General features: G+C 44.7%; 12 protein-coding genes. 5 read left to right on the forward strand and 7 right to left on the reverse strand.

The window, feature by feature from the left end; translation table 11 throughout:
• Nucleotides 1–225 precede the first annotated feature (225 nt).
• Genes BUB86_RS14635 through BUB86_RS14645 form a run of 3 tightly spaced genes read right to left on the reverse strand, consistent with a single transcriptional unit; the run spans nt 226 to nt 1,863 of the window.
• A complete protein-coding gene (locus BUB86_RS14635; RefSeq protein ID WP_073210842.1) occupies nt 226–687 on the reverse strand; it encodes a DUF4293 domain-containing protein in 462 nt (153 codons plus the stop codon).
• 6 nt (nt 688–693) lie between these two features.
• A complete protein-coding gene (locus tag BUB86_RS14640; RefSeq protein ID WP_073210844.1) occupies nt 694–1,032 on the reverse strand; it encodes a DNA-directed RNA polymerase subunit omega in 339 nt (112 codons plus the stop codon).
• A gap of 3 nt (nt 1,033–1,035) precedes the next feature.
• Nucleotides 1,036–1,863: an outer membrane protein assembly factor BamD gene (locus BUB86_RS14645; protein ID WP_073210846.1), complete on the reverse strand. Its 828-nt coding sequence runs from the start codon at nt 1,861–1,863 to the stop codon at nt 1,036–1,038.
• A 109-nt stretch (nt 1,864–1,972) separates the two neighbouring features.
• Between BUB86_RS14645 and uvrB the strand changes: the two genes are divergently transcribed.
• The 4 genes from uvrB to BUB86_RS14660 all read left to right on the forward strand — a co-directional run bounded on the left by uvrB (nt 1,973) and on the right by BUB86_RS14660 (nt 7,253).
• Complete coding sequence (uvrB, locus tag BUB86_RS14650; RefSeq protein WP_073210848.1) at nt 1,973–4,012, forward strand: excinuclease ABC subunit UvrB; 2,040 nt, start codon at nt 1,973–1,975, stop codon at nt 4,010–4,012.
• 118 nt (nt 4,013–4,130) lie between these two features.
• Nucleotides 4,131–4,748 (forward strand): DUF4468 domain-containing protein, encoded by a 618-nt coding sequence (locus BUB86_RS14655; RefSeq protein ID WP_073210850.1) that lies wholly within the window; start codon nt 4,131–4,133, stop codon nt 4,746–4,748.
• 6 nt (nt 4,749–4,754) lie between these two features.
• Nucleotides 4,755–4,919, forward strand: a complete 165-nt coding sequence (locus tag BUB86_RS17755) for a hypothetical protein (protein ID WP_175549518.1) — start codon at nt 4,755–4,757, stop codon at nt 4,917–4,919.
• A gap of 3 nt (nt 4,920–4,922) precedes the next feature.
• A complete protein-coding gene (locus tag BUB86_RS14660) occupies nt 4,923–7,253 on the forward strand; it encodes a putative porin (RefSeq protein WP_073210852.1) in 2,331 nt (776 codons plus the stop codon).
• On the opposite strand, the gene menA is transcribed toward BUB86_RS14660, so the two are convergent.
• Complete coding sequence (gene menA / locus BUB86_RS14665) at nt 7,250–8,164, reverse strand: 1,4-dihydroxy-2-naphthoate octaprenyltransferase (RefSeq protein WP_073210854.1); 915 nt, start codon at nt 8,162–8,164, stop codon at nt 7,250–7,252. The genes BUB86_RS14660 and menA overlap by 4 nt on opposite strands.
• 68 nt (nt 8,165–8,232) lie before the next feature.
• On the opposite strand from menA, the gene BUB86_RS14670 reads away from it, so the two are divergent.
• Complete coding sequence (locus tag BUB86_RS14670; protein WP_073210856.1) at nt 8,233–8,889, forward strand: HD domain-containing protein; 657 nt, start codon at nt 8,233–8,235, stop codon at nt 8,887–8,889.
• Here BUB86_RS14670 and BUB86_RS17760 read toward each other — a convergent pair.
• The 3 genes from BUB86_RS17760 to uxaC form a co-directional block, all read right to left on the reverse strand.
• The gene (locus BUB86_RS17760; protein WP_175549519.1) at nt 8,864–9,016 is read right to left on the reverse strand and encodes a hypothetical protein; all 153 of its coding nucleotides are present in this window, start codon (nt 9,014–9,016) and stop codon (nt 8,864–8,866) included. The genes BUB86_RS14670 and BUB86_RS17760 overlap by 26 nt on opposite strands.
• 1 nt (nt 9,017) lies before the next feature.
• Complete coding sequence (locus tag BUB86_RS14675; RefSeq protein WP_073210857.1) at nt 9,018–9,914, reverse strand: RluA family pseudouridine synthase; 897 nt, start codon at nt 9,912–9,914, stop codon at nt 9,018–9,020.
• A 92-nt stretch (nt 9,915–10,006) separates the two neighbouring features.
• Complete coding sequence (gene uxaC, locus BUB86_RS14680) at nt 10,007–11,413, reverse strand: glucuronate isomerase (protein ID WP_073210860.1); 1,407 nt, start codon at nt 11,411–11,413, stop codon at nt 10,007–10,009.
• Between the last annotated feature and the right edge of the window lie 2 nt (nt 11,414–11,415).

An 11,415-nucleotide genomic window follows, 5' to 3' on the forward strand; every position in this document is an offset into this window, starting at 1 on the left:
AGAGTAATAGTTTCTTCATGTGTTATAGGTTTTTAAATTATTGATAAATCAAATACTTTGGGGCAAATATAAGAAAAAAATCATTTACTTCCAAACTTTTTCGAAACTTTTTTTACCATAAAAAAGGAGAAAAAGAACAATTTACTTCTTTATGGTCTAGTTGTAAGTATACAATAATCCCCGCCAGGAAGCCTAGCGGGGATTATCGTAATATTTGATATTTTATTATCTGATTCTGTCCATCGAACGGACTAGTTTCTCGTCGGCAATGATAGCGCGACGGGCCATGAGATAGAGTATCAGCGAGATGGCGGGGAATACTGCTGGCCATGAGGGACGGAAATTAACCGCGCCCCACGACTTATCGCCAACCATCTGACCTACAACGAAGAAACACACATACCAACCTATGATAAACAACACATTGAAAAGGCAGAACAGAGCCTGCATCTTGCGGTTGTGATATATAAATATGGTATAGGCTGCAATAGCAGTTGTTGGCAGCAGTACTGCCATCAGAGGCCAAGTGTCGAAATGATGCCTGCCAATAGGGTCGGTATACCAGAGATTGTACACACGAGCTACCTGCAGACCACCCAACTTAAATGAACCTATCTGCATACAAAGACAAATGACGGTCATAATAATGGCCGCCAAAAGATATAATGTCTGCTTACGCTGTATCATAACGAATTAATCTTCCTGAACCTGATTCTCGCGAGAAGGATCACGCCAGTAAACCTTGTTCTCTACAAACTCCTGAGTTGCAAGAAGACTTGGCTTTGGCAGTTTTTCGTAGTAACGAGAAATCTCGATCTGCTCACGATTCTCGAATACCTCCTCGAGTGAATCGTTGTACGAAGCGAACTCTGCCAGCTTCTTTGACAGATCGTCCTTAATCTGAAGGCTAATCTGGTTGGCACGCTTACCAATGATAGCTACGCTCTCGTAGATATTGCCTGTGTCGTCACACAGATCCATAATGTTACGTGTTACGGTGTTAACCGGTGCTTTTGACTTCTTATAATCCATATCTTAATCTTTAATTACTTTTTTGCACTTATTGATATATTTCTCTGCCAATGAGGCATTATTTGATTCGGGGAACTCGTTGAGGAAACCATAGCATTCGTCCTCGGCATCGCGATAACGATCCAGTCGTTTCTCGTCTGAACTGTTCTCGGCCAACTCGAACTTGGCCTTCATAATCAGCACCATCAGCTTTTCGCGAAGACTACAGTAAGGATAGCTCTTCAGGCAGTTCTGAGCCGTGATGATGCACGATGTATAATTACTCTCCTCGTTAGAGTTGATGTTGCCGAAGTATCCGCCCAGATTGTAGTAAAGCTCGGCAGAGAGATACTCCTTCTGAATGAGCTTATCGTGCAGCTCGTAGAGACGATCCTGAGCCTGAGAACGAAGATCTGACTCTGGATACAAATCGATGAACTGCTGATAGGCGGTGATAGCGCCATTGGTAGGCGACTGATCCAAACGAGGCTCGGGCGCACTCTGATAGAGTGACTGACCTACATAGAAGTAAGCCAACTCTGCATAAGTGCCACGAGGATAGCTTGTAGTATATTTCCTGAAAGTCTCAGAAGCTGCATCATAATCCATATTGCCATATTGGGCCATACCCAACATGTAAAGACACTCCTGAGCATCATCAGACCCCTTCTTGATTGTTACCAGTTCTTCCAACAGCGATGTAGCCTGCTGGAACTTTCCACATGCGAATGCCTCTTTGGCATACTCATACTTATAATCAGAGTCTCCATATTTGTAGACACTGTTAAACTCTGAGGCACAACTGCTAAGTAGCAGGGCCGCACATGCCAATGTAATGATACCTTTATTCATATTCGGGGTGCAAAATTAGTACTTTTCGCGCAAATAACAAAGTTTTAATACATGTTTTTGGCGTTTTTTGATGTTTTTTTAATAACTTATTCGTATCTTTGCACACTCAATGAGCAAATTTATACTAACATCGGAATATAAACCAACTGGCGATCAGCCCGAGGCAATACGTCAGTTGACTGAAGGTTTGGACCGCGGAGACCGAGCCCAAGTACTGCTTGGAGTAACGGGATCGGGTAAGACTTTCACAATGGCAAACGTGATAGCCCAACACAATCGCCCCACCCTGATATTGAGTCACAACAAGACGCTGGCAGCTCAGCTTTATGAGGAAATGAAGGGATTCTTTCCGCAGAACGCCGTAGAGTATTATGTAAGCTATTATGACTACTACCAGCCAGAGGCTTATCTGCCAAGCACAGACACCTACATAGAAAAAGATCTGGCCATAAACGACGAGATAGACCGATTGAGACTATCGGCCGTATCAAACTTATTATCAGGACGTAACGACGTGGTGGTGGTATCATCGGTTTCGTGCATTTACGGTATGGGAAGCCCCGTGGCCCTGCAGGAGAACGTGATAGAACTGAAGAAAGGTCAGATATTAGACCGCAACGCTTTGTTAAGAAAGTTAGTAGCAGCGCTCTACGTACGAAACGACCTGGATTTGCAACGAGGCAACTTCCGTGTGAAAGGCGATACGGTAGACATTGCGATGGCCTACAGCGAGGTGGTGCTGAGAATAACCTTCTGGGATGACGAGATTGATGCCATCGAGGAGATGGATGCTGTTACATTCGACCGTCTGGCCAGTTTCGAAGAATACCGTCTCTACCCTGCCAACCTGTTTATGACCTCGCAGGAACAGACCAATATAGCCATCCGTCAGATTCAAGACGACTTGATGAAACAGGTGATATACTTCGAAGAGATAGGCGACACCATCAAAGCCCAGCGCATCAAAGAGCGTGTGGAGTACGATATGGAGATGATTAAGGAGCTGGGGCATTGCTCTGGTATCGAGAACTATAGCCGTTACTTCGACGGGCGACAGGCTGGTGAAAGGCCTTACTGTCTGCTGGACTTCTTCCCCGACGACTATCTGCTGATTATAGACGAGAGTCATGTAAGTGTGCCTCAGATAAGTGCGATGTACGGAGGCGACAGAAGTCGAAAGCAGAATCTGGTGGAATATGGCTTTCGACTGCCTGCAGCCTTCGACAACCGTCCGCTGAAATTTGAGGAGTTTCAGGAAGAGGTTAATCAGGTGATATACGTGAGTGCGACCCCAGCCGACTATGAACTGAACGAAGCCGAAGGCGTGGTGGTAGAACAGGTGATCCGCCCCACCGGCCTATTGGACCCAGAGATTGAAGTCCGTCCAAGCGAGAACCAAATTGACGACTTGCTGGACGAGATCATAACCCGCAGGAATCGCGGCGAACGAGTGCTGATTACCACCCTGACCAAGCGAATGGCAGAGGAACTGACCGAATATCTGCTAGGGCATAACGTAAGCACTGCCTATATTCACAGCGATGTAGCCACACTAGACCGTGTAAAGATTCTAAGCGACCTGAGGCAGGGCGTATACGATGTATTGGTTGGCGTAAACCTGCTGCGTGAAGGTCTTGACCTGCCCGAAGTATCGCTGGTAGCCATATTGGATGCCGACAAGGAGGGATTCCTGAGAAGTCATCGCAGCTTGACACAGACGGCCGGACGTGCTGCCAGAAACGTAAATGGTAAGGTGATAATGTATGCCGATACGATAACAGCTTCGATGCAACTCACTATCGATGAGACAATGCGCCGCAGAATCAAGCAGATGAATTATAACGCGGAGCACGGCATAACGCCTAAACAGATAGTAAAGAACCTGACATTCAGCGCACTACAGAAAGAGAACCGTGCTGATACCAAGGAACTGATGCGCGACATTCCACTTGCAGCAGAAAACGGCAATACAGGCATACTGATGGCTGCCGACCCGATTGAGGAGAGAATGACCCGACCACAAATGGAGAAGCTGATAGAAGAGACAACCAGAAAGATGAAAGAGGCTGCCAAGAATCTTGACTTCCTTCAGGCTGCACAATATCGCGATGAGATAGTAAGGCTGCAGAAAGAACTGGAGCTAAAATGAAAATTAAAGAATTAAATAATTAAAGAATTAAAAAAATCTGTGTTAATCCGTGTAACCGTGCCCGAAAATAAAAAAATCTTAGTAATTTTGCACGGTTTTAATAATTAAACAGGTAAATATGAAAAAGTATTTGATAGCCATACTGATGGCAATGCCACTGATTGCTTCGGCTCAGGACAACACTTGGGAACGTATTGAACAGGCTCCTGCTGAGAAAGAAAACCCTGATGCAAAATATCTGGCAGAAGGGGCTGTACCCCTTGTAGACGGAAAAGTTTGCTGGCAGACAGCCATCAATGCTCCTGGCAAATCGGCAAAAGAAATATACGACATTCTGTACAAGCAGATGGACAAGATGACTAAAGAGCCCAATCAGATTGCCAATAGTGCAGTAGTCGTCAGCGATACAGAGAAATATGAGCTTGGCGCTGTTTACCATGAGTGGCTGGTATTCAAGAGCTCGGCCCTTTCATTGGATCGTACGCAGCTCAACTTCCAGTTGATAGTGAAATGTACCGACGGAAAAGCCGACGTAAAGATGACACGTATATCTTACGATTACGATTTGGATCGCAAGCCAACCCACTACACTGCCGAAGAATGGATTACCGACAAGTATGCCGTCAACAAGAAGCGCACCAAGCTTTATCCTGTTTCGGCCAAGTTCCGCAGAAAGACAATAGACCGCAAGGACTTTATCTTCGGTAAATTCAATTCGTTGCTAAACGACAAATAACAGAACATGAACAAAGACAAGATACGTAATATTCTGAATATCATTTTTATGATTACGGCCCTTGTGGGCGTGATTTGGTACCTGACCAAAGACAGAACCATGGGCACATATATCATACTATTCTCGATGTGCTTTAAAATAGCAGAATCGTCTATGCGAATGATAAAGTAATTTATGTACAGAAAACTATCAACACTAATATTTGCATTACTGGCTCTTACAAAGGCAAGCGCCCAGACAGATCGTCAATATAACCAGATTGATGAAGATGGAACCGTTACGCGGCGAAGCGAAAACTTTAATAAACACAACAAAGACACAACGCAGCATAAGGAAATTCCAAAGGGAATTTATGCGTGGACGATAGACAGACGATTTGGCGATGTGATTCCTGCAGAACCAGACACACTGCCGCATCTGTTTATGAACACCACCTTCAACAGCGGATTCTATGGTGAATATAACACGACGGGTAATAACTATACAGCCCGTATGAGCCGTATATTTATCGACCGTCCTTTTGGAGAGTACTTCACATTTACAGAGCCATACAGTTTCGTAAACAAGAAGCCTGATGAATTCTTGTTTATGAATACGCTGTCGCCCTACACCCAGATACTTTACGACAACTGCGGCGACAAGACTAACGGCGAAGACCACATCGATGCAAAATTCGGCGTCAATGTAAACAAGCGTTTCAACATAGGATTCGACCTTGATTACGCTTATGCCCGCGGTTATTATAGCAATCAGAGTACATCGCACTTCAGCGGAACTCTCTTCTCATCATATCTGGGCGATCGTTATCAGATGCACTTCTTCTTTAACGCTGCCCACCAGAAGACAGCCGAAAACGGCGGTATTACCGATGATAATTATGTGACGCATCCAGAGTCGTTTACCGACAACTATACTGAAAGTGAGATACCCACAGTACTGTCGAAGAACTGGAATCGTAACGATCATCAGCACGTATATCTTTCGCATCGATACAATCTGGGATTCTACCGTAAGGTTAAGATGACCGATGAGGAGATCAAAGCCCGAAAGTTTGCCCAGGAATCACAGCAAGAGCACAATGCGAAGAAGGAGCATGATGAGATGGGCAGCAGAGATGCCAGAAACAAGGACATCAAGAAGCCTACAGGCCGACCAACTGGCGCAATGGTTATGGGCAAAGAGCCAAAGAAAGACTCGCTGAACATTGCTGCAGATACAACCAGAATAAAGATTAATGGGCAGGCCGCCATCGATAGCCTGAATCGTCTGCAAGCTATTCAGGATTCTATCGATGCCACGATGAAACGCGAGTATGTGCCTGTAACCAGCTTTATCCATACGCTTGATATCGACAACTACGATCATATCTATCAGTCGTACTATACGCCCACCGATTATTATAAGAACACCTATTACAAACAGGGATTGGAATTAGGCAACGACTCCATCTATGATCAGGCTAAGCATTTCCGTATAAAAAACACATTGGGAGTAGCACTGCTAGAAGGATTCAACAAATATGTAAAGGCCGGACTGAAAGGTTTTGTTAGCTACGACTACTGCACATACTCAATGCCGGAAATGGATTCAAACAGTAATCTATACTGGGAGAAATGGAATGAATACGATCTGAGTATCGGCGGACAGCTGAGCAAGACTCAAGGTAAGACGCTGCACTTCGACCTGCAAGCTGAAACATGGGTTTCGGGAGCAGATAAAGGCGACTATACCATCGACTTCAGTACCGACTTGAACTTCCCGTTGTTCGGCGACACCGTACAGTTAGCAGCATCGGCATATCTGTATAAATGCTATCCTGTATTCTTCCAGGCCAAGCAGCACTCTAAGCACTTCTGGTGGGATGAAGATCTTGACCGCGAAACTCGTACTCGCATTGAAGGCACCTTCAGTTATCAGAAGACAGACACAAAACTGCGTGTAGCTTTGGAGAACCTGAGCAACTACACCTACTATGGCATGAGCTACGATCTGACAGAAAACGGAGGTCGCAAAAACATGACAGCAGGTATCTATCAGGAATCGGACGACATCAGGGTTATGACAGCACAACTACATCAGAACTTCCGTCTTGGACCGCTGAACTGGGAGAACGTTATCACCTATCAGAATTCAAGCAATAAGGATGTATTACCCCTGCCCGACTGGAACTTATTCAGCAATCTGTATCTCAAGTTCCGTATAGCTAAGGTGCTGGGAGTGGAACTGGGAGCTGACGCCACCTACTTCTCGAAATACTATGCCCCCGACTTCTGCCCAGGCATCAATCAGTTTGCAGTACAGAAGAATGAGGCTAGTCGTGTGGAGCTTGGTGGTTATCCATTTGTTGACGTATATGCCAACATGACCCTGAAAGGTGTAAGATTCTTCTTGGTAATGAGTAATGTAGTAAACGGCGGAGGAAACCACATGAAGTTCCTGACCCCACACTACCCCACTAACGGATCGGTACTACACTTTGGTGTATCGTGGCCTTTCTTCAACTAAAGGAGCAGAAGTCCGACACTTACGCATACACCATAGATAAATATATTACGCGCTGTTTCTCCTAAGCAGAGATTCAGCGCTTTTCCTTGGTATATGCGTTTTATTTTAAGATAGGTTATAAAATGCAGCACCAGATAGATGAAGGGGAATACAAAAGCCAGGATATGCCCATTCATCAGGAATGTGCCACCCAGAATAATAGCGCCAACACCTACACCTATATATAATTGCAATCCAGCCTCAGCGCCCAGATGTACAATAATCGTGTTCTTACCAGCCTCACGGTCATTATCCCTATCGCGGAAATTGTTGATGATAAGTAATGCATCAATCACCATACCGCATGCAAGTGAAGCTAAGAACACCTGCCAAGTAAAAGTATGCAACTGAACATAGTACGAACAGCATACTGGCACAATACCAAAGAAAACAAGTACCAGCAAATCGCCTAAGCCCTGATAAGAGAAATAGGTAGTATATAAAAAAGCAAATACCACACAGATCATTCCTATCAGCACCATTTCCAGACCGCCATAATACACAAGCGGCAGACCAATAACACATGCAGCACAAGTGGTGATGGCAATGGCTTTCTTCATTGACTCGAGCTTAACCCAGCCCTGGGCACAGGCTCTACGAGGACCAAGGCGCGTCTCAGCATCATCAGTACCATTGACAAAATCGAAGAAATCATTGATGAAATTGGCGTCTATCTGCATAGCAAACGCGAAAAAAAGACAGAGCAACGCAGCTATCCAACTAAAAGAATCGGTACCATACTCTATTGCATCAACATACGCCAATGCCACACCGATCATGACAGGAACAGCTGCCCCAGAAAGCGTTTTAGGACGTGCTGCTAGTAACCACGCCTTAACCGAATTTGTCTTAATTTTCTTATCTTCTGCCATTATTTTCCAAAATTTCTTGCAAAAGTAACATCTTTTTTGTAAATTTGCAAAGAAAAAAGAAAATATTTATGACAAACAATACCCCAAGCCTAGATTTAGTGGAGTTTATCGAGACTCAGATACTCCCCAAATACGCAGAATTCGATCGTGCCCACAATCTGGAGCACGTAACAAGAGTTATACGTAATTCGCTAGAGTTGATCAGGCCCACAGGAGCTGATACCAATATGGTTTATACCATTGCTGCATACCACGACTTGGGGATGTGCGGACATCGTGCCGACCATCACATCAGAGGTGGAAAAATCCTTGCCACAGATGCCAGACTTAAGAAATGGTTCTCGCCCGAACAGATTAAAATTATGAAGGAAGCGGTAGAGGATCATCGCGCATCAGCCAGTCGCAGCCCAAGAACCATCTATGGAAAGATTGTTGCCGAAGCAGACAGAGACATCGATCCGGATAGAATTATCCGCAGATGCATCCAGTTCGGACTCGCCAACTACCCGGAAAAGACCGAAGAAGAACATTGGGTTCGATTCAAGGAGCACATGCACAACAAATATTCTAAGGATGGATACATCAAACTATGGATTCCCAATTCGCCAAACGCCAAGCGACTGAGCGAACTGCAGAATCTCATAGAACAGCCTCAACAGCTGCGCGAGGCCTTTAATCGTATCTTCCCTGAAGAGGTTGCTATCTTAAATACAGATAGTAAATAGCAGCAAGAGCCACTACCATAGCAATCAGAATAGCCGACTTGATGAGACAAGAAGCCACCTTCTTAATCACCAAGAAAGCTACTATGATAGCAACAAGCACAAAAATGTAATATCCTACGTTCTCCATATTACTTGAACAGTTTCTTAAATGCTGTTGGTACAGGTGTCTCAAACTCCATTGGCTCGCCTGTTACAGGATGATGGAAACAGAGTAGCCATGCATGCAAACACAGACGATGGATAGGATCATCGCCATTGCCATATTTGGGATCACCACAAACCGGATGTCCCATATCTGATGAATGTACACGAATCTGATTCTTACGACCTGTTTCCAGTTTGAACTCTACCAGCGAATGGTCGGTAGTACGATCCAACACATGATAATGAGTAACAGCATACTTGCCACCATTATCAGTGGGTGACGAATAGGTGACGTATGCCTTATTATCCTTCAACCAGTTAGCAATCGTACCCTCATCGTTCTCCATCTCACCAGAACAAACTGCCACATAACGACGATCGTAAACTATATCATGCCAGTTATGCTCAAGTATCTGTTCTGTCTCCATATCTTTGGCATATACCATCAGACCGCTAGTATCGCGATCCAAACGATGAACCACATGGGCAGTACACTTCTGGCGCGATTTCTTGAAATAATCATCAAGCACCGTCTTCACATTCAGCGAAGAGTGACCAGCCGCCATTGAGAGGATGCCTTCGGCCTTTTCAATCACAATCAGCCATTTATCCTCGTAGACTATCTTGACGTAACGGCTCTTGAAAGAATTCTGGTTACGCTTAGTCTTACTCACAGCAACCTTCATTCCTGGTTCCAACTGGAAGTCGAACTGGCTAACAGTCTTACCGTTAACCTTGATACCCCTACCCTGCAGAGTCGCCTTGATCTTATTGCGACTTTGCTGAACATTCTCTAACAGCCACTCAAGTAGCGGTTTTGATTCATTAACCACCAGGTGCTCATAGTCACCCTCACGATTATAACCTGAATTGTATCTCATATCTGGGTGCAAAGTTACGAATAAGTGAGCGATTTTCCAAATTTATGCATAAAAAAACCGCAGATTCGGAAATCTGCGGTCATTTTTATGATTTAATAGAACTTGAAATAACGGCGGGCGTTGTTGTAACTGATATCCTCAACCATTCGTCCAAGAATCTCCATATCGCATGGCAGCAATCCCTTTTCAACATCATTACCCAGGAGGTTGCAGAGGATACGGCGGAAGTACTCATGACGAGGATAGCTCAAGAACGAGCGACTATCAGTCAACATTCCTACGAAACGGCTCAGCAGACCAAGTACAGAAAGGGCATTCATCTGACGGACCATACCATCCATCTGATCATTGAACCACCAACCTGAACCGAACTGAATCTTTCCTGGCTCACCACCCTGGAAGTTTCCAAGCATAGTAGCAATCATCTCGTTAGCGCAAGGATTCAGAGTATATAATATGGTGCGCGTAAGCTTATCCTTCATATTCAACTTATTCAAGAATGATGACATAGCCTTAGCGGTATTGAATTCACCAATAGAATCGAAACCTGTATCAGGACCAAGGGCATTGAACATCTTGGTATTGTTATCGCGGATAGCTCCGTAGTGGAACTGCTGTGTCCAATCAGAATCAGCATCCATCTCAGCCATAACAGTCAAGAAACAGTTCTTGAACTGACGAACCTCAAGTTTAGAAAGCTGCAATCCACGCATAGCCTTTTCGAAGATGGTTTCAATCTGAGAATCGGTATACTCTTCATCGTAGAACTCTTCGATACCATGGTCAGAGAGTTTACAGCCGTTCTCAGCAAAGAAGTCGTGACGCTTCTTGAGTGCATCTACCATATCAGCAAACTTAGTAATGGTTACGCCACTCACCTCACCCAGCTGCTCAACATATTTTGAGAAATCAGCCTTCTCAATATTCATAGCCTTGTCAGGGCGCCATGCAGGAATCATCATAGGATCATCCTTTGCCTTGCTCTTGGCATACTCAATGTGGTTATGCAGATCATCAACAGGATCGTCGGTAGTACATACACACTCTACATTGTAATGCTTCATCAGGCCACGAGCTGAGAACTCAGGCTGCTGCAGTTTCTCATTACACTCGTCAAAGATCTCACGAGCTGTTTTTGGCGAAAGCTGCTTGGTGATACCGAAAGCAGTCTTCAGCTCCAAGTGAGTCCAGTGATAAAGCGGATTGCGGAAAGTATAAGGAACAGTCTCGGCCCACTTCTCAAACTTCTCCCAGTCGCTAGTGTCCTTACCTGTACAGTATTTCTCATCGATACCATTGGTACGCATAGCACGCCACTTGTAGTGGTCGCCACCCAGCCAAAGCTCGGTAATACTCTTAAACTTGTGGTCTTTAGCCACCATTTCAGGAATGAGATGACAATGATAGTCGATAATAGGCATTTTAGCCGCATGATTGTGATAAAGGTCCTGAGCCACCTGGGTCTCCAGAACGAAATTATCGTCATTGAATTGCTTCATAA

The sequence above is a fragment of the Xylanibacter ruminicola genome (assembly GCF_900142525.1).
GTDB classification, from domain to species: Bacteria; Bacteroidota; Bacteroidia; order Bacteroidales; family Bacteroidaceae; genus Prevotella; species Prevotella ruminicola_A.